This is a genomic window from Hyphomicrobium sp., from assembly GCF_019744875.1.
In the GTDB taxonomy this organism is placed as follows: Bacteria; Pseudomonadota; Alphaproteobacteria; order Rhizobiales; family Hyphomicrobiaceae; genus Hyphomicrobium_C.
Genome location: NZ_JAIETU010000002.1, coordinates 1,365,349 through 1,381,988, shown reverse-complemented (window position 1 = coordinate 1,381,988; position 16,640 = coordinate 1,365,349). Strand labels below are relative to the sequence as shown.

Sequence of the window (16,640 nt, the reverse complement as noted above, 5' to 3'; positions counted from 1 at the left end):
GAACAACCGAGAGGTAACGGGGGCGACATGTGGAGAAGTTGGCTGGGGTTGTTGGTGTTCCTTGGGTTTGTGGATGCGGCGGGCGCCGCTGATCAATTTCTGTGTGTTTCTGAACAGTCGACGGGGTTTCGTTGGAAGGACGGAACTTGGCGGCAGGAGGAGTTCAAGGTTGGTGAAAAGTATCTTGTGGTGGCAGTCCCGGAGTACCAGCACGTTGGTGAAAAGGTGAATTTTGAGATCCGGACATTCGGAAGCGACAAGGTTGAGCACAGGTGTTGGGGCGATGGCCCGGTTTCGAGTGAATTCGGGACGCGGATCATGTGTGGCGGCGTAGGGTACGGATTGACGATGGACACAAAATCGATGCGGTATCAGGAGGTGTTTAGCCTCGGTTATGTTGAGGGGTGGGACAAGCCTGAAAGCACACCTGCCATTACGATTGGCACCTGCTCGCGGTTGAATTGAGCCGATGTGTAATCTCTACAGTCAGACGAAAGACCGCATGACGGTGATGATGCGGTTCAAGCTGCAAGAAAACCGAACCGCATGGTTCGAGCCGAAATCTGCGATCTTCCCCGGTAACCAGGCACCCATCATCCGCGTGGCGGATGATGGCGAGCGCATGCTCGAGGAAGCGTTCTGGGGTTTCGTGCGCCAGCCGAAGGGCAAAGCCCCCGGCCGCGTGGGGGAACGTGAGGAACGATACCATATTGGCCAACAAGTTTTGGACATCCTCATTCAGGGAACGGCGCTGCCTTGTTCCCTTCAGCAGCTATTGCGAACCACTTGGATTGAAACCCGCGTCGTGGTGGTGGCACGCTCTCAACGACGGCGATGAACGCCGCCCGCTGGGAGCATTTCCGGGCATCTGGAAGGACTACACCGGCCCCATCCGCAATGACGGCGAAAACGTCACACAAAGGGTTTTCTCTTTCATGACCTGCGGTCCGAACCAGCTTGAAAGTGCTCAAGCCCATGAAAGGATGCCGGTCCTGCTGCATACTGATGAGCAGTTCGAGAGCTGGCTGAAGGGTGGCGATGAAGAGGCTATGGCGCTTGCCCAGCCCTACCCGGCCGATGCGATGCGGATTGTTCAGAAAGGGTCGGCGCGGAAGGACATGCTGGATGCAACCCTGAGCTAAAGGGAAAGGTTCTTCTTGCGCTTGGGGGACTTTTTCATTGCGGGTTCAACTTTGCGGGCTGTTTGAAGGAATAATTCAAGCGGTGTCGGTTCAACACTCTGGGGTTGGGTGTCCAACGGTGGTGCTCTGCGGATCAAGACTCCACGCCGTTCCGCAAGAGGGGGCGTCGATGGCATCATGCGCTGGCTGCGCAGGAGGTCATCCAGCCGTGTTTCAGCCTGGGTGCGAACGGAGCGTGTGGTATCGGCCTGCTGCTGGAGGTCGTTGATGAGCCGGTCGAGGGTTTCAATCTCGACGCCGTCCGCTTTCCATTGTTCGCTTTTGTAGTAGTCGTGCGCTTCCTTTAGATTGCGCGCGGCCTTCTGCTCGGATTGCTTGAAGTTCCTGACCAGCTGCGCGGTATGAAGGGCCTGTGTCTCCTTGTAGTCTTCGCTCCAGGTGGCGAAGGGGTCTGTGCCGGTCATCGTGACAGCCCCAATGATTTCTTGCGCTTCGGCGGCTTGTTCGACATCTGGCGTTCCCGATCGGCGCGGCGTTGGAGGTAATCCTTCCTGATATGCTGCTCTCGGTCATCCTGTGCCCTGCGCTGGTCTTGGATTGTGCGGAGGGCGGTTGAGATAGCCGGCTTGAATTCCGTCAGGTGTTGTTCGTTATAGAGGTATCTGTTGTTGGCGCGTTCGAGCTCGGCAAGCTTGCAGCGCGTGTGGAATTCTTTGTCGTAAATGTGCCGCCGTTCGAACATGATCTCGAGGAGTGTGTCGAGGCGTTCTTCCTTGGAGCGTCCCGGGAGGCACATGCGATGGCGTTCGGACCACGTCGGGCGCATGAGCAACAGTTTTTGCCGCTCAAATGCGGACAGCCCATGCAGTGGGTCAGGTAGCGGTTGTCTGGATTGCGCGACGAGATCTTGGTAGCCGCGGGTTACTTGATTGCTCATAGGGACATCCGCTTTCCCTTGCGGCGCCTGTTTCGGTTTTCCAATTCATCGGTGGCGGTTAGGGGCGGAAGCCCAAGCTTGTCGCGGCGGTGGTTCTCGGCGGCCTGACGCAGCGTCCAATCGTTCTTGTCGTCTTCCATGCGCTGGTCAGCTGTTTCGGAAAGCGCCGCGTTCATGAGGGGCTGGTAGCTTCTGAGGCGGTCGTCGCTCATGAGATTGCGGACGGTGGGTGGCTCTACCCCGCTTTTCGCGCAGGCCTGTTTGAAGCATCGCTCATAGAGGCGGCGGCGCTCGAGAAGGATGGTGAGCAGCAGTGCTTCACGCTCTTGGGTTGTCAGGCGTGGGTTCCGCATCCTGTAGCGTTCAGACCAACTCGGCGCCATCGAGAGGATGAGCTTCTTTTCGTAGGCGGATAATCGTTCAAACGGGTCATGGGGTGCCTTGATGTGGTCAACCATGAAAACCTGCTTCTATGAACCTCTGAAAAGTATGGGGTTATGTTGGTTAAGTGATAACCGGACCGCAAGGGGTTGGAGGGTATGCGGGCTATCTGTCCACAGCCTATGCCGGTGGGCAGATAGCCATCTTCTCAATACCGGCGCGGAAGTTGCTGGAATAGGTGAGCGGAGTGGCCTATACGTCCGCAACAGCAGGATAATATTGTAAGAGGTAATCCCATGGCTAAGGCTGTGCGTTCCGTGGACCGCAATCAGGTGAAAAGCTGGTTTTCCGGCCTGGAGTTCGAAGTGCAGCAATCCGTCCTGGATGACCTGAGCAAAGCGCTCGAGTCGTCGAAGGAGGAGCGGATCTCTGTGCTTGAGAGGGAATTAAGTGCGCTTCGCGGGCGTTCACAAGCCGGAAGCTCTGCGCCTGCTGCGCGTAAGGAGGCGTCACCGAAGAAGGGTGTAAAGGTCGCGCCGAAGTACCGGCATCCGGCGACGGGTGAAACGTGGGCCGGGCGCGGCGTGCATCCGGTCTGGGTTCGGGATTACTTGAAGAAGCGCGGCAACAAGCTGGATGACCTGCTCATCGACAAGAAGGCTGCGAAGTAGTCTCTGACACGATGCGAATTCAAAAGAGCGGCGCCGGAAGCGGCGGCCGCTCTTTTTCGCGGGCGGTGGCGGTCAGTGGAGAAGGAGTTGGGGCAGCGGCGTATGGAAGGGATGGGGCGCCGCCAACCCTTTGAAGACCTGGTCGAGCAGGTAGTTGGGCCGCTTGACCATGGCGATGTGGCGACCGTTGAAGAGAAGCTGATTATCATCGGGTATGCCGGTATCCGGGTAAGCGTTGCCGAGGAACTTTCCAAGCGCCTTGCAGGCGGGCGGGGATTTCGCGCCGAAGTATTGTTGGACGGCGCTGTTGTTGATGATGGATTCCCAGTCCTTCGGGTAGATCGCTTTCAATTGCGACAGGTCCTGCCAGAACGTCCAGACGCGCATCCCGTAGGAGCGCATGAGGGTGAGTGCGGTTCTCAATTCCGACATGGAGCCGAGCTGCGCGGTTTCATCGATGAGGAACAGGGTCGGCTGCTGGGGTGCGCGTTTGCGGCGCGCGATGGCGGCAATCATCACGCCGATCCACAGCCGCAAGAGCTTGCCGTGGGTGATCAGCTTGTCCGGCGGCAGGATGATATAAATGGTCTGCATCGCCCCAGCGGTGATGTCGTCGAGGGGAATGGTGCTGCTGGTGAGCGACGCATGGACGGCGGGCGAGCGCAGGAACCCCATGTGCGCATGGGCTGTGGCCATAATGCTGGCGCGTGTCTTGTCGGATGAGAACTCTGAAGACGTAATGACATGCCGGAGCGAAATGCCCCGTTGTTTGGGCTTTTCGGCATCATGGGCTTCCATCGCCTCCTGCAGGGAGTGGGGGAAGTCGTCCGAGACGGGTGCGCCCTTGATGGCTTCCTGCACGTCCTTGAGCGTTGGTTGACGCTTCAGCACCCGGAACAGTTCGCAGATAACGGCGACGATCATGGCGGTGGCGCGTTCGTCCCAGAACGGGTCCTGCAATGACGCATGCTCCTGCATGCAAAGCTTGGCGACCACGGCGGCGTTGTCTTCGAAGCAATCGTCATTCGGGTCGATGAGGTCCATGGGGTTCAAGGAATCCCCGATATCATCGCCTGCGACACGGAAGGGGTCGAGACGGTGAACCAGGTGCCCCATCTGCCTCCGGCGCTCGGCGGTTACCGCGTAATTCTCGCCCTTTGGATCAACGACGATGGCTGGGCCTCTCCATGTGAGCAAGGCAGGGATGGCACACGAGATGCCCTTGCCGCCGCCTGTGGGGGCAATGGTGAGAAGATGCCCCTCGCGGCCGGTGTCCCAGATGGGGGAGGGGGCGTTCGCTTCCCCGTTCTCGGACCATCCGAGCAGAAGGCCGTTCGAAAGGGTATCGGTACGCGGTACACGGGTTTTCATGAGTATGTCCTGGAGTATTGACCATTAAAAAGAAACCTAGCTGGTGGTTTTGGTCAAAACTAAGGAATGCACGCTGATACATCTTAAATTGTTGCCTCTGCGCGACAGGGCGCGCGGCCAAGCAGAGGCGCGAAGTGGACGCCAGACATTTGCACGGGATAATTTGCGGGCGAAGAAAGCCCCTGCGCATGAGCGTGATGAAGAGCCCGGCCGATACGACAGCGCTGAATGCGCCCTGGTCGTCGGAGGAATATGACCGCTGGCAGCGCGTGCAAGACGAGAAGGACGCGGCGGAATGCGAAGCGGCGAACATCCGCATCCTCCAGCGCTTCGACCCGGAGACGGAAACGGCGGTAAGGGCTTTGGAGGAAGGATGGGGGCGAAGCAGTCACGGACGAACTTTGTCTGGTATGCGCTGAGGCTCCGTCCTTGATCGGTTGCGCCCGTTCCACGATGCGGCCGTTTTCGTTGGGTATGCCTCATGCCTTTAGGGGTATTGCATGCGGGTATATTCGTGCGCCGGGATGGGGTGGCTTGTCCTTGCCTCCATCATTTTCAAAAACCCTGTTTGGGGCATCGACCGTGGTTGGGAAGCGCACCGGACTTGCCGCGCGCACCTGAAGGACAACTTGCTCTGCAGGAAGTTGGCGGTAGACACCTTTGCCAAAGCGTTCCCCGCCCTCACCTATGAGTGGCCGACCTGCGGGAAGGACGGCTTGGCGGAAGCGCTGCTATGGGTGTCGATCCACGACCGAGTATTCGTCCGCCGCTACATGGATCAGTTTCGGAGGTTGTGCCCCTAGTGGCAGGCTGGTGCTGAGGAAGCGGCATCTTGAGCTGAACCGTTCAAGCCAGAAGGTCAGTATACCTGGGTAGTGTTCTAGTTTGAGGGTGGGGTGCTCACCGCTGTTACACTTTGCCAGCCTTGGTCCGAGGGCTCCGCTTGATTCCGAGCGGAACCGCTCGTGTGCTAGAGGCGTTGGGCGACGCCTTCAATTTCTTTGGCTAGGACTTCGTAGATGTGGTCGAGGATTTTTCCGTAACCTGCGGCTTCCTCGCCAAGTGTGACATCAAGGCGTTCCAGTTCCTTTGCCAGCCGCGCCGCCACATCACCAGCTTTATGGGCTTTCAGGATTCTCACATCGTGGAGGGCGAAAAGGCGCGCTATGGGCTGCGCCGGCTGCGTGCCTTCGGTGGCAAGTCGGCCCCAGAGCACCGCGCCATCGGTCGCAAGGTTCAAACCTGTCGCTCTAGCGCTCTGCGCAAGCCTTACGATGGCGTCGAGCAACTTCAAGGCTCGAAGGTCCTTGATTTCCTTTTCGGGCACGCCCAAAGCAAGTAGCGCTTTCCGCAGGTTCGCTTCTGACAGCCCCTCAATGATGAGCTTTTCCAAGCTCATGCAACGATCCAAGAAGGCATCTCGGCCTAGGTTGAGGGGAACATGATGTGAAACGGCTTTCGGCCCATCGAACGTCCACCATCCGTAGTGATCAAGCGTCTGCCTCCGCAGTGATACAAAACTGGCTGTTGATGGCGTGTCCGAAAAACCAAGCAATGAGTGCGACGGCCGCGGAAAACGCAGCCCACTTCAATATCCGCATGCTGACACTAGGTCCCCCGTGTTGGCAATGGGGATGGTAGACGTGAGGTGCGGCGTTTGACTACCGGGTTTAAGGGGGACCTGGGGCAGGGGCATGTGCTGAAGGCGTTTTGACGCGGATCCAGCGGCGTTTGACGTGATTTTCCCGGTCGAGGGGTGAGGGGGTGATAGGGCGGGGGCGTCAAAACGGGTAATGCGGGCGTCTGAAGCGGTTGGCGGGGCACAACTCTCAAATAAAAAAGGCCGCTGGGCGGCCTTGGTGCAGGTTTTAGCGGCTTTGACTCCAGGGAAGCCCTTCAGGCAGGACAGGCTCTTCCATGAGTTCTGTCATCAACTGCTCAGAGGTTCTGCGGAATAGGAGGCGGTCGAGTTGCGGTGAGAGGGATGCGCGATCGATTTTCTGAGTGAGATTGTGGATGAGTGTCCTGACGGTCTGTTCGGCTTCTTTGGCGGCGCCGAGGAGTTCTTTTTCCTCATTGGTTCGATCGAGGGAAGGCTCTTCGTACGAGTAGGTCAGGATGGTTCTGGATTTGTGCAGGAACTCGAGTGCTTCAACGACCGATTTTTGGACGTGGGATTGGGCGAGGGGCGTAGGGGTGGTGGACGCAGGGTAATCCATTCATGATGCTTTCCTTGGTGGTTCCATGATGGGGCGGCAGGGAACGAGTTCAAGTGTCAGTTTTTGGATCTTCGATCCGCCCTAACGCCGGAAAAGATCACCCTGCCGGTGGCCGGCAACGGCATTGAGGTAAGCAGGGTTGTTGGAATCGCGGTCGGCCCAAGCCCGGAAATACGCCACCGTTCCCCCTTCCGCATCAAGCTTTGCCTGCTCGAGGCCATGGCGGCAGTATCCCCGGACACCAAGCGGAAACGGCACATCCTCCGGCGCCCTCAACGTGATGACGGTCCAGCCATCGATGCGATGGTCGCGCGTGGTGCAGACGCGGCAGGTGATGCCGCGCCAGATGAGGGTCTCATAGATGGCCTTGGAGCTACGCGGCATCGGCCACCTCCTTGCCCATAAAGCCCATGAGGTAGCGGGTGGCTTCAGATGCCTTTGAGGCAGCCGTGAAGATGGCTTTCTTGTCAGCCTTCATCACGCGCAACCAGTGGGCGAGGTATTGGGCGTGGTCGGAGCGCGGTTCCGAGGATATGCCCAATTCCGCACACAGGTAGGCCGCTCCCAATTCGGCGCACAATTCTTCAAATGCGTAGCTGTCGCTTCCGAAGCGGCCGGAGAGGTCGCGCGCGAGGCGTGTCTTCCCTCCCGCCCAGTGGGTCAATTCATGCCCGGCCGTGGATTCGAAATGATAGGTGCGCTCGGCCGCATCGGTTTGGCGGAAGCAGCGGTCATCCGGAAGCTGGATGTAATCGAGGGAAGGGACGTAATAGGCGCTCTCACCACCGATGCGGACGTCAGCGCCGGTGGCCCCGATCAGGCGCTGCATGGCTTCACTGCGTTGCAGCGGTTCCATTGGCTGCAGAGTGGGTATGTCGAAGCCGTCGACCTGGCTGGCGTTGAACACGTAGGAGTGGCGGGCCGCGAGCCGTTGCCCGTCATCATCCTCGCCGGACGGCTCAACCTCATACTGCTTGTAGAAGACGATGAGGGTTCCCTTCTCGCCGGCACGTACTTTTGCTCCTACCTGCTGCCATTGCTTGAAGGTGGCCCACAGCGACGTCGGGTACTGGCGTGCCTCGGCCACGCACCAGCACATCAGGATGTTGATGCCGTTGTACGGGGCCTTGGTGACGGCGTTCCGGGGTAACGAGGCGCCCAACCCGCTGCGCTGCCAGGGCATGCGGTATTCACCCGGCTGGGCTTCGATGGCGGCGACAATCGAATCCGTCACCTGTTGGTAGATGTCTATGGGCGGCTTTCTGGTCATTTCATGCTTCCTTCCTTCAAGCCGCACCCAACGCGCGGCTCGTGCGCCCCTGGAAGCCGGGGCGCGCCGGGGTCCCCGCATCCCTTTAGGGACGAGCCGTAGGCGAGAGGCTTTGCCTTGCGGGGTGGCGCGACCGGCTTAGGCGCACGCTTTCGAGCCGCGCGGGCGGATAAGAAGGTGGTGTTGATAAAAGGTGACTAATGAAGTATACAAATGTCGCATAATGGAAGTGATTGCATTGAACGATACCGATCGTGCGGACCTGTACCGGACGAACCCTGAGCGCTATGCCACAACTGGATTGAGCTGGGCCGAGCCCGCCCATCACGTGACAATGGCCAACGGCCTGTTTCAGGTTCTGATGATGGTGATGGCCGAACAGCAGGGCGTACGCGATGATGGCTTACGCCGCGCACTGCGTAAGCAGCAGGCCCGGGTCGAGCAGCGGTTGTCGGTTGTTGAGCGCGCCGCTTGGCGCGAGAGTATCATGCTGGCGCGGCGGGCGGACGACGAGGTGGTGGTTTACAGCCTCGAGAAGATGGCGGATGCCTTTGAAGAGGGCGCTGGAGCCTGGACGAGGCGCGATGAACGGTTCGGGTTCAATACGCTGGCCGGAACGATGCTTGGCGCGGCGGTGGGCTTTGCCGCCTCGACCCAGAACCATCGCGCAGGCGAGCGTTTTTCTGTGGGGCCGTTTGGCGGACTATCAAAGATAGCTCAACTGGTAACCCGCGGGGACGTGCTGGTGGAGGTGGAAGACCTGCCCGCACTTGATGCATTGGTCCAACAGGCAAGGGCCATCCCAGCTGGGCATGCCGTGTCGCACGAGAACGAGACGTGCTTTGCTTTTTACGAGGCGGTCGATGGCTTGCAGGCCAAGCTGCAGAAGCGGGATCGGGAGCACGGCTGGACCTGCTGAATAGTTCGAAGGCAGGTGAAAGGGGTTGCAAGGCGGAAATCGATGGGCATTGGATGAATGTCCGCCTAGTCCCATATGCGGAAGTCGGGCCGATAGTCGTCCTGGGCACTGTCGATGTTTAGGCCGATGTCAGCTTCCAGCGGATTAGCGGTCGCCACAGATTAGTGGTCCGTCCCTGACCCCGAACGGATTCTGTGCGGGCGCTCAACACCCATGTTGCGATAGTGTGGAGATGGGCGCGATCACTAGGTGCGCCGCAACGCCTCCGAGACGGCTTCCATTCACATATACGCGACGGATCTCCTCCGCTACATCGCTGGTAGCAAGAGCAGGAACTGCGTTGCCTAGCGCCGGGTCATTTCAGGTGCTCGTCGATTGCTAGTCGAGTTTAATCGGTCAGCTCGAAGCGACGCGGACAGCAACGACGCCACAGCCGCGCAGTTTGCGGTCGATCGAATAGCGCAAGGACTCGATCCTTGCCCTCAGTGGCGGCCGAACCATCATGGTGCATTTCTTACGCGGCTTAGCGCTCGCGGCGTTTGCCTAATCGAACTCGTAACCCACCATTGTGCGGATGATCGTGTCCTCGCTGTCGCCAGTGAGACCGAGGGCAATGCCCGTGCCCACTTCTAGGCCGCCTCCGAATTCCGCCAGGATGTTCAGTCCCGCGTACTGCTCTGTCTTCGACCAGCCGAAGGTCAGGCCTTCGTCGCTATTGCCGAGGCCGCCGTATAACTCGAGACCAAGCTTAAATTCCTTGCAGCCGAACGGGCAGCGCTCGCCCTGGTCATTCTCAGATTCATAAAGCACATAGTTCAAGCCGGTGGCGTAGCCGAATTCCCAGTTTCCAGTTTCGAGGTTCGCCTCGTTGATCCAGTTGAATGCCACGTTGATGCGATTGGAGATATCCTGCCCCAGGATCAGCTTGGTTTCGAGCTCATGCTCGGTGCCTTCCTCCTCCTCGTCTTCGTCACCGTGAGTCCTGCCCGTAACGGCGCGCTTGTATCGATGCGCGGGCTCAAGATGTTCGTACTCGACATAGAGGACGGGATTGAACGGAACCTCTTGCTCGAACAGGCGTACCCTATTCTCGAAGCGCCAGCCGCCGAAGTCATAGGATTCGCCGTCGATCGCGACCCCCTCGAAGTAGAGCGAGGTCGTCCAACGGTCCGCGACGCCATACTCTAGCTCCAACAGCTGAGCGGCATAGCCTTCTTCGACGCCCGCATGCGAGAAGTCGGAGTAGAGCTTGATCTCCTTTTCGCCCTGCTCGGCAGTGTGATGATTGTAGGTGACGAAGTTGGCGCCGCTGCCAGCTGTCGCGCGGCTGGTCTGGGCGATCAAGGCCGCTCCGGCCATCAGTCCTATTAGGGCGAACTCGAATCTGTCCTTTAAGAACGCAGGTTTCACCATTTACTTGCCCCCGGATAACTCCCTGGCGGCAAGCTTAGCATTCCGACCATTGCCCGGCCAATGTGGCACGCAGGACACCGCCGTTCTGAGGACATCGTGTGGATTGTTGCGGAAGGTGATCCGCGTGGCGGCAAATTTGGCGGCGAAAGGTGGGCGATTGCAGACTAAACATCAGTGAAATCAAGCTTCGCCCTTGGCCTGCAAGCCTTTCAGATGCGCTTCAGGTCGACCGTCTAGGGTTCTTTCCATCCACCGCATATCGGTGCAATCAAAGAGGAACTCGACAATGACGAAAATCATTCCAGCAATCGTTGTGCTTGGCGCGCTCGCCACGAGCCCGGCATTCGCTTCAAGCTATTCGGGAACATGCACGACGGCCCCCAAAGCTGAATGGATGACCGAGGCTGCCGCGCAGGCCAAACTCATCGAGGAAGGCTACGCGGTTTCAAGCTTCAAGACGACGCGCGCAGGCAACTGTTATGAGGCGTACGTGACCGACAAGAGCGGAAAAAGGATGGAGCTGTTCCTCGATCCAACGACCGCGAAGATCGTCCACACCGCATGAGCGCAAAATCGTCAGACGTGAAAACTCGCACGAGTGGGGCCGACCGCGCCGGGCGGTCGGCCTTAGTTAAAGTGTGGGATCCCCTTGTACGCATTTTCCACTGGTCCTTGGCTATTCTATTTGCTGCGGCATGGTACTCAGGCGGGATCTGGGACGCGCCGCATCTCGTGGCTGGCTACGCAGTTTTCGCATTGATTCTTGTGCGCGTTGTCTGGGGCTTTATCGGCTCTAGACATGCGCGATTTTCTGACTTCGTGCGGGGACCGGCGACGACGATGGGCTATATGGCGGATATGGTCCGCCAGCGGGCGCCGCGTTATCTTGGGCACAATCCGGCCGGTGGCGCTATGGTGGTAGCCCTGTTAGCGATGATCCTTGTGATCTGCGCCAGTGGGGTGATGATGACCACCGATGCATTCTGGGGCGTTGAATGGGTGGATGATCTCCACGAGATGGCCAGCACGATTGCGCTCCTACTAGTTGGGCTGCATGTCGGCGGTGTGATTCTGGCTGGCATCGAGCATAGCGAAAACCTCGTCAAGGCCATGTTCACCGGTCGGAAACGAGCTGAGTAGGGATTGATCAAGTAATGAGCCGCCTCAAGTCGCATACCGAGAATCACCTGGTCGACCGAATTGGTTGGCTGCGGGCCGCAGTGCTCGGCGCAAACGACGGCATTGTTTCTACAGCGAGCTTGATTGTCGGTGTCGCTGCGGCATCTGCCAAGTCCAGCGACATCTTGATCGCCGGCGTAGCGGGTCTTGTGGCCGGGGCAATGTCGATGGCAGCTGGCGAATATGTATCTGTGAGCTCGCAGTCCGATACCGAGCGAGCCGATCTCGCGCGAGAGAGCAAGGAACTCACCGAGGATCTGGATTTTGAGCGCGAGGAGCTTGCCCAGATCTACGTAAAGCGTGGCGTTGACCACGATCTGGCCGTGAGGGTTGCCGATCAGCTTATGGCCAAAGATGCGTTGGGTGCACATGCCAGGGACGAACTCGGCATATCGGAAATTACGACCGCGCGGCCGGTGCAAGCAGCTTTAACATCGGCGGCGACGTTTGCTATCGGCGCCGCGATGCCACTGCTCATGGTGCTCATTTCACCTGTGAGCTACCTTATACCAGTCGTCACTGCCGCTTCCTTAGCTTTTCTGGCTCTCCTTGGCGCTATCGGGGCGCAGGCTGGCGGGGCGGATATTCTCAGAGCGACCGCTCGTGTTACGTTCTGGGGTGCTCTCGCGATGGCACTTACGGCAGGCATTGGAGCCCTCTTCGGGACAGTCGTCTAGTAACGCCCTTTTTTATGCCGTGACATATTCAAGCGCTCTTCTGAAAGCGGCGATTTACATGGCGGAGCTAATTGACGACCGCATCCTCCGCCGGGCTCTCATCGCCATAGCTTTGGCAGGTCTCGTCGTCGGACTTATAGCCTGGATCACAGGACAGAAAGCCATCGCGAGTTGGGTGTGGGGAGCGGGCACCGTCCCAGTGGTCCTTGGGCTCGCTGTGTCGATATTCCGGGATTTGATGTCAGGCCGAATGGGCGTCGATGCGGTCGCTTTTGTTTCCATGTCTGCAGCGCTCCTGCTTGGTGAAGCACTCGCAGGTGCAGTCGTTGCCGTCATGTACGCCGGCGGCAACGTGCTCGAAGACTTCGCGGTTTCTCGCGCGGAGCGGGATCTGAAATCTCTTGTGGATCGCGCGCCCCGTCTGGCTCACAGGCGGACCGGAACGTCGGTGGAAGACATACCGATCGATCAGGTAGTGATCGGTGACACTATCCTGGTTCGTGCTGGCGAAGTCGTTCCTGTAGACGGCCTTATCCTGGATACCAGCGCAACACTCGATGAGGCTGCACTAACAGGCGAGCCCATACCTGTGACCCGCAATAAAAGTGATCAGGTTCATAGTGGGATCGTCAACGCGGGCGAAACGTTTTCGCTGCGAGCGACCTCAACTGCAGGTGAAAGCACCTATGCCGGTATCGTGCGTTTGGTAACCTCGGCCCAGACTGCGAAAGCGCCTTTTATCCGCCTTGCGGATCGTTACGCGTTGCTCTTGTTGCCCGTGACGCTCGTCATCGCAGCTGCTGCATGGATCTTATCGGGAGACCCCATACGAGGGCTTGCTGTGCTCGTCGCTGCTACTCCGTGTCCGCTTATTCTTGCTGCCCCTGTTGCCTTCATCGCGGGCGTCTCCCAAGCTGCACGACTTGGTATACTAATCAAAGGCGGTGGGCCGCTCGAGGCACTGGCGCGGACGAATACTGTCATTTTCGACAAAACAGGGACGCTCACCGTTGGCGGCGCACGGCTCGTAGGGGTAGAGGTTGCTCCTGACGAGAGTTCCGATGAGGTTTTGAGACTCGCTGCGTCGCTCGAGCAGGCATCTCATCATGTGCTGGCCAGTGCCATCGTTTCGGCAGCGCTGGCCAAAGGACTCACGCTCGTGTCTCCGGAACAAGTCCACGAAACAATGGGCTCTGGCCTAGAGGGTCAAATTGCAGGCAAGCTCGTCAAGGCCGGATCTCAAGAGCTCGTTTGCGGGCAAGCAAAGCCAGCCGCCTGGGCAGTGCGCGCGCTCAGACGCGCGTCCTGGCGCTCGGCCTTGTGTGTTTTTGTGTCGGTTGATGGACGGACAATCGGCGCGGTTCTCCTTGCCGACGAGTTGAGGCGGGAGACACCGAGGGCCGTACAGGCCCTCCGCTCGGCTGGAATATCGCGGATCGTTATGCTTACCGGTGACCGCGCGGACGCGGCGGAGACAATCGCTGCAGCGCTCGACCTTGATGTTGTTCTCGCCGACAGGACACCATCCGACAAGGTCGAAGCAGTCGCTGTCGAGCAGAGACTGCATCCAACGCTCATGGTCGGAGACGGAATTAACGATGCGCCCGCCCTAGCCGCGGCGGACGTCGGTATCGCAATGGGAGCCCGCGGAGCCAGCGCTTCGTCGGAAGCAGCGGACGTCGTCATTCTCGTTGACCGTCTCGACAGGGTCTCGGATGCCGTTTCCATCGCGCGCCGCGCGCGCCGCATCGCCCTCCAAAGCATTGGCGTCGGTATGTCTCTATCTGGCGTCGCCATGGTTGCGGCCGCCTTTGGTTTTCTGACGCCGGTGGCAGGAGCTCTCACGCAGGAAGCAATCGATGTCGCCGTTATTCTCAACGCGTTGCGGGCTCTGACGCCGGGCCGAAGGAACGGGCGCCCTGCCTTGGCCACATCGGCGGCTCGAGCCCTTCATCAAGATCATCAAGAGCTAGGATCGGCTCTAGATCGGCTCCGCGAAATCGCAGATGCTCTTGACGATTCCGATCCAAACGTCGCCGTCAGGCTGATTTCAGAAGCAAACACTATCGTCGTGCAAAAAATCGCCGAGCACGAACGTACCGATGAACGCATAGTCTATCCGAACCTCAGCACGATTCTTCATGACGGGCACGGCCTAGCCGCCATGAGCCGTGCTCATCGAGAGATCCTGCATCTTGGGCGTCTCCTGGCGCGACTATCTGGCGGCTTGGACGTTCGCGACATTGACCGGTATCTCATTCGGGATGCGCAGCGGGTCATCGAGTCGATCGAGTCTCTTGTTCGCCTGCACAACGCGCAGGAAGAAGACATTTACGAGCACGCAGCTACCGGTTAGGTGTCGTAACGTCACCGATTGAGCGCCCCTTTTTCTAGCGGTTTATTTTGTGGTCCATTGCGCTAGGCATAGGTAGGTCAAGCCGCGCCGCGAGCCCGCCCAGCTTCGACGTTGCGAGGGAAACATCACCGCCATACAGACGAGCCAGGTCGCGAACGATGGCCAGTCCAAGACCTGATCCGGCCAGACGCGAATCCCAACGCTCGCCGATGTTGAAAACAATTTCGTGAGCTTCGGGTGGCAAGCCAGTTCCGTCGTCCTCTACAAGCAGTCGGACGAACCCGTCTTTCTCAGTGTTGACCGAGAGCCTCACCAACGAGGCAGCATGTTTGCATGCATTGTCGACAAGATTGGCAAGCATTTCGTTGGCGTCTTGCGCGTCGCACGCGATGGTCAAGCTTTCATCGGCTATCGTGTTCTCAATCCGAAGCATCTTATCCATGTGCAGTCGCCTGAGTGCGCTGGCGACTTCGCTTGCTGCAAGCTTCACGGAAGCCACCGTACCAGGCGACGACCGCATGGCGACGGCGCGAGCACGCGCAATCTGAAAGTCGATCTGCGTTTGCATTTTTCTGCATTGGTCGAGAATGGTGCCGGAGGATTCGGGCAGACCTTTCTCTTCGATCCGGTAGGCCTCGTCGGTCAGGATGGCCAGCGGCGTCTTTAGGCCATGAGCGAGGTTGCCTGCTTGCGTTCGCGCCCGTTGGATCAACTCGGATGTCGAGGTGAGCAACGAGTTGAGGTCATCGACCAGAGGTCTCACCTCAGTGGGAAAGTCGCCTCGAAGCTGCTTTGATTGCCCGGCTCTGATCACGGCAAGCGCCCGGCGCAACTGACCTAGAGGTGCAAGCGCATACAGTATCAGGAGCGTCGCAGCTACGACCATGGACAGGCCGAACACTGTCAGCGAATAGGTGAGTGTCGTGTCGAACCTGGCCAAGACGGCATCGAGGTGGCGTTGATCAGTGCCAATGATGAACCGAACAGGTGGCTCATTGGGGTCCTTCCAAACAGCACGCTCCGCCACCAGCAGTTTGCCCGTTGGCCCCGAAATGGCGTGCGTATGGACATCGACATCTTTAGGTGCGTCGGGAGGCGTTTCGAGAGCGGCGCCTTGCAGCGATGATGATCGCGCTAGCACGTTGCCCGACTTCTGGATCTCCCAGTAGAACCCTGATAGCGGCACATCGTAGCGCGGATCGCTGAGATTGCGCTGAAGGTGAGATCCCTTGCTGTCGAATTCCGCGAGCCGTTGTAGCTCGTCGAGATGAACGTAGAGTTCATCGTAAAACTGTTCCGTAACATGGGTTTTGAAGACGGCCGATAGTACAAAACCGGCCGCGATCATGCCAATCGCAATCCACGCAGTGGCAGCGGCTATCAATCGGCTTTTGAGGCTCAGCATTCGCACAGCGCTATTCCATGCGGTAGCCGAGACCACGGATCGTGGTGATGAGATCAGAGCCGAACTTGCGACGGAGGCGGCTAACATAAACTTCGATGGTGTTCGACTCTCGACTATCCTCAAGCGCGTAGAGGTGTTCCGTAAGTTCCGATTGGGATACCACGCGCCCTATCCGGTGCATAAAGTAATTGAGCATCTTCAGCTCCCGCGCCGTCAAGTCGACGTTTTCACCGTTGAGCGAAACCCGGTTTGCGCCTGTATCGAAAACAATACCCCGGTGGGTCAGCATTGCGCTTGCCAGCCCTGATGAGCGCCGGATGAGAGCCTTCAACCGAGCGGCGACTTCGGGAACATGGAATGGCTTGGTGATGTAGTCGTCTGCACCTGCATTGAGCCCATCGACCTTTTCGGACCAGGTACCTCGCGCGGTCAAAATGAGCACTGGAACCTTTCGCTGCTCTGCGCGCCAGCGCTTCAGCACATCGAGCCCTTGCATTTCTGGCAAACCGAGATCGAGGATTGCTGCGTCGTAGGCTTCGTCCGCGCCCATGGCGTAGCCGTCCGCGCCATTGTCAGCCCGGTCCACGGTGAAGCCGGCGGGAACGAGACCCGCAATCAGCCTCCCGGCAATGTCGTCATCGTCCTCAACCAGCAAAACGCGAATGGAACCCTCCCGCGACCGTTCTGAGGGATATCTATC

The 16,640-nt window shown here is 58.8% G+C and carries 20 protein-coding genes; 9 read left to right on the top strand and 11 right to left on the bottom strand.

Translation table 11 applies throughout. The annotated features are described in order from the left end of the window. Positions 1–27 precede the first annotated feature (27 nt). Positions 28–465, top strand: coding sequence for a hypothetical protein (locus K2Y42_RS06595; RefSeq protein ID WP_291150022.1), 438 nt, complete (start codon positions 28–30; stop codon positions 463–465). Between the two features lie 143 nt (positions 466–608). Further along, a complete protein-coding gene (locus K2Y42_RS06590) occupies positions 609–1,142 on the top strand; it encodes an SOS response-associated peptidase family protein (protein WP_366512352.1) in 534 nt (177 codons plus the stop codon). Here the strand turns inward: K2Y42_RS06590 and K2Y42_RS06585 are convergent. From K2Y42_RS06585 to K2Y42_RS06575, 3 genes are read right to left on the bottom strand one after another with little or no spacing between them, the layout of a single operon-like run. Then, positions 1,139–1,606, bottom strand: coding sequence for a hypothetical protein (locus K2Y42_RS06585; protein WP_291150020.1), 468 nt, complete (start codon positions 1,604–1,606; stop codon positions 1,139–1,141). The genes K2Y42_RS06590 and K2Y42_RS06585 overlap by 4 nt on opposite strands. Next, complete coding sequence (locus K2Y42_RS06580; RefSeq protein ID WP_291150017.1) at positions 1,603–2,079, bottom strand: hypothetical protein; 477 nt, start codon at positions 2,077–2,079, stop codon at positions 1,603–1,605. The genes K2Y42_RS06585 and K2Y42_RS06580 overlap by 4 nt, the downstream gene beginning before the upstream one ends. Next, a complete protein-coding gene (locus tag K2Y42_RS06575; protein WP_291150014.1) occupies positions 2,076–2,537 on the bottom strand; it encodes a hypothetical protein in 462 nt (153 codons plus the stop codon). The genes K2Y42_RS06580 and K2Y42_RS06575 overlap by 4 nt, the downstream gene beginning before the upstream one ends. Before the next feature lie 219 nt (positions 2,538–2,756). Here K2Y42_RS06575 and K2Y42_RS06570 point away from each other — a divergent pair, with 219 nt between their 5' ends. After that, complete coding sequence (locus tag K2Y42_RS06570; protein ID WP_291150011.1) at positions 2,757–3,131, top strand: H-NS histone family protein; 375 nt, start codon at positions 2,757–2,759, stop codon at positions 3,129–3,131. Positions 3,132–3,203: 72 nt separating this feature from the next. On the opposite strand, the gene K2Y42_RS06565 is transcribed toward K2Y42_RS06570, so the two are convergent. After that, positions 3,204–4,502 carry a type IV secretory system conjugative DNA transfer family protein gene (locus tag K2Y42_RS06565; protein ID WP_291150009.1) on the bottom strand — a complete coding sequence of 433 codons (1,299 nt, stop codon included), beginning with the start codon at positions 4,500–4,502 and terminating at the stop codon, positions 3,204–3,206. A 188-nt stretch (positions 4,503–4,690) separates the two neighbouring features. Between K2Y42_RS06565 and K2Y42_RS06560 the strand changes: the two genes are divergently transcribed. Then, on the top strand, positions 4,691–4,921 hold the full coding sequence (locus K2Y42_RS06560) for a hypothetical protein (protein ID WP_291150007.1): 231 nt from the start codon (positions 4,691–4,693) through the stop codon (positions 4,919–4,921). 551 nt (positions 4,922–5,472) lie between these two features. Here the strand turns inward: K2Y42_RS06560 and K2Y42_RS06555 are convergent. The 4 genes from K2Y42_RS06555 to K2Y42_RS06540 form a co-directional block, all read right to left on the bottom strand. Next, positions 5,473–5,901, bottom strand: coding sequence for a hypothetical protein (locus K2Y42_RS06555; RefSeq protein WP_291150005.1), 429 nt, complete (start codon positions 5,899–5,901; stop codon positions 5,473–5,475). A gap of 469 nt (positions 5,902–6,370) precedes the next feature. Next, positions 6,371–6,721, bottom strand: coding sequence for a hypothetical protein (locus tag K2Y42_RS06550; protein WP_291150002.1), 351 nt, complete (start codon positions 6,719–6,721; stop codon positions 6,371–6,373). A gap of 81 nt (positions 6,722–6,802) precedes the next feature. Next, complete coding sequence (locus K2Y42_RS06545) at positions 6,803–7,105, bottom strand: hypothetical protein (protein WP_291150000.1); 303 nt, start codon at positions 7,103–7,105, stop codon at positions 6,803–6,805. After that, entirely contained in the window at positions 7,095–7,991 is an 897-nt protein-coding gene (locus tag K2Y42_RS06540) for a zincin-like metallopeptidase domain-containing protein (protein WP_291149998.1), read from the bottom strand. The genes K2Y42_RS06545 and K2Y42_RS06540 overlap by 11 nt, the downstream gene beginning before the upstream one ends. Before the next feature lie 238 nt (positions 7,992–8,229). Between K2Y42_RS06540 and K2Y42_RS06535 the strand changes: the two genes are divergently transcribed. Continuing rightward, complete coding sequence (locus K2Y42_RS06535; RefSeq protein WP_291149996.1) at positions 8,230–8,910, top strand: hypothetical protein; 681 nt, start codon at positions 8,230–8,232, stop codon at positions 8,908–8,910. Positions 8,911–9,453: 543 nt separating this feature from the next. Here K2Y42_RS06535 and K2Y42_RS06530 read toward each other — a convergent pair. Then, positions 9,454–10,254 (bottom strand): hypothetical protein, encoded by an 801-nt coding sequence (locus K2Y42_RS06530; protein ID WP_291149993.1) that lies wholly within the window; start codon positions 10,252–10,254, stop codon positions 9,454–9,456. Positions 10,255–10,609: 355 nt separating this feature from the next. On the opposite strand from K2Y42_RS06530, the gene K2Y42_RS06525 reads away from it, so the two are divergent. The 4 genes from K2Y42_RS06525 to K2Y42_RS06510 are packed head-to-tail and all read left to right on the top strand — an operon-like array spanning position 10,610 to position 14,535. Continuing rightward, the gene (locus tag K2Y42_RS06525; RefSeq protein WP_291149990.1) at positions 10,610–10,888 is read left to right on the top strand and encodes a PepSY domain-containing protein; all 279 of its coding nucleotides are present in this window, start codon (positions 10,610–10,612) and stop codon (positions 10,886–10,888) included. Then, complete coding sequence (locus tag K2Y42_RS06520) at positions 10,885–11,463, top strand: cytochrome b/b6 domain-containing protein (RefSeq protein ID WP_291149987.1); 579 nt, start codon at positions 10,885–10,887, stop codon at positions 11,461–11,463. The genes K2Y42_RS06525 and K2Y42_RS06520 overlap by 4 nt, the downstream gene beginning before the upstream one ends. Positions 11,464–11,477: 14 nt before the next feature. After that, positions 11,478–12,179, top strand: a complete 702-nt coding sequence (locus tag K2Y42_RS06515) for a VIT family protein (RefSeq protein ID WP_291149985.1) — start codon at positions 11,478–11,480, stop codon at positions 12,177–12,179. 58 nt (positions 12,180–12,237) lie between these two features. Continuing rightward, positions 12,238–14,535, top strand: coding sequence for a heavy metal translocating P-type ATPase (locus K2Y42_RS06510; protein ID WP_291149983.1), 2,298 nt, complete (start codon positions 12,238–12,240; stop codon positions 14,533–14,535). Positions 14,536–14,569: 34 nt separating this feature from the next. On the opposite strand, the gene K2Y42_RS06505 is transcribed toward K2Y42_RS06510, so the two are convergent. Both K2Y42_RS06505 and K2Y42_RS06500 read right to left on the bottom strand, forming a co-directional pair. Further along, complete coding sequence (locus K2Y42_RS06505) at positions 14,570–15,940, bottom strand: HAMP domain-containing sensor histidine kinase (RefSeq protein ID WP_291149974.1); 1,371 nt, start codon at positions 15,938–15,940, stop codon at positions 14,570–14,572. Between the two features lie 10 nt (positions 15,941–15,950). Beyond that, on the bottom strand, positions 15,951–16,604 hold the full coding sequence (locus tag K2Y42_RS06500) for a response regulator transcription factor (protein ID WP_291150219.1): 654 nt from the start codon (positions 16,602–16,604) through the stop codon (positions 15,951–15,953). Positions 16,605–16,640 lie beyond the last annotated feature (36 nt).

Coding starts and splice junctions, on each gene's coding strand:
- K2Y42_RS06555 (WP_291150005.1), bottom strand. CDS start 5,901: ATGAGCTTGGAAAAGCTCATCATTGAGGGGCTGTCAGAAGCGAACCTG.
- K2Y42_RS06520 (WP_291149987.1), top strand. CDS start 10,885: ATGAGCGCAAAATCGTCAGACGTGAAAACTCGCACGAGTGGGGCCGAC.
- K2Y42_RS06575 (WP_291150014.1), bottom strand. CDS start 2,537: ATGGTTGACCACATCAAGGCACCCCATGACCCGTTTGAACGATTATCC.
- K2Y42_RS06515 (WP_291149985.1), top strand. CDS start 11,478: ATGAGCCGCCTCAAGTCGCATACCGAGAATCACCTGGTCGACCGAATT.
- K2Y42_RS06540 (WP_291149998.1), bottom strand. CDS start 7,991: ATGACCAGAAAGCCGCCCATAGACATCTACCAACAGGTGACGGATTCG.
- K2Y42_RS06580 (WP_291150017.1), bottom strand. CDS start 2,079: ATGAGCAATCAAGTAACCCGCGGCTACCAAGATCTCGTCGCGCAATCC.
- K2Y42_RS06525 (WP_291149990.1), top strand. CDS start 10,610: ATGACGAAAATCATTCCAGCAATCGTTGTGCTTGGCGCGCTCGCCACG.
- K2Y42_RS06595 (WP_291150022.1), top strand. CDS start 28: ATGTGGAGAAGTTGGCTGGGGTTGTTGGTGTTCCTTGGGTTTGTGGAT.
- K2Y42_RS06545 (WP_291150000.1), bottom strand. CDS start 7,105: ATGCCGCGTAGCTCCAAGGCCATCTATGAGACCCTCATCTGGCGCGGC.
- K2Y42_RS06510 (WP_291149983.1), top strand. CDS start 12,238: ATGGCGGAGCTAATTGACGACCGCATCCTCCGCCGGGCTCTCATCGCC.
- K2Y42_RS06570 (WP_291150011.1), top strand. CDS start 2,757: ATGGCTAAGGCTGTGCGTTCCGTGGACCGCAATCAGGTGAAAAGCTGG.
- K2Y42_RS06505 (WP_291149974.1), bottom strand. CDS start 15,940: ATGCTGAGCCTCAAAAGCCGATTGATAGCCGCTGCCACTGCGTGGATT.
- K2Y42_RS06550 (WP_291150002.1), bottom strand. CDS start 6,721: ATGGATTACCCTGCGTCCACCACCCCTACGCCCCTCGCCCAATCCCAC.
- K2Y42_RS06585 (WP_291150020.1), bottom strand. CDS start 1,606: ATGACCGGCACAGACCCCTTCGCCACCTGGAGCGAAGACTACAAGGAG.
- K2Y42_RS06560 (WP_291150007.1), top strand. CDS start 4,691: ATGAGCGTGATGAAGAGCCCGGCCGATACGACAGCGCTGAATGCGCCC.
- K2Y42_RS06565 (WP_291150009.1), bottom strand. CDS start 4,502: ATGAAAACCCGTGTACCGCGTACCGATACCCTTTCGAACGGCCTTCTG.
- K2Y42_RS06590 (WP_366512352.1), top strand. CDS start 609: ATGATGGCGAGCGCATGCTCGAGGAAGCGTTCTGGGGTTTCGTGCGCC.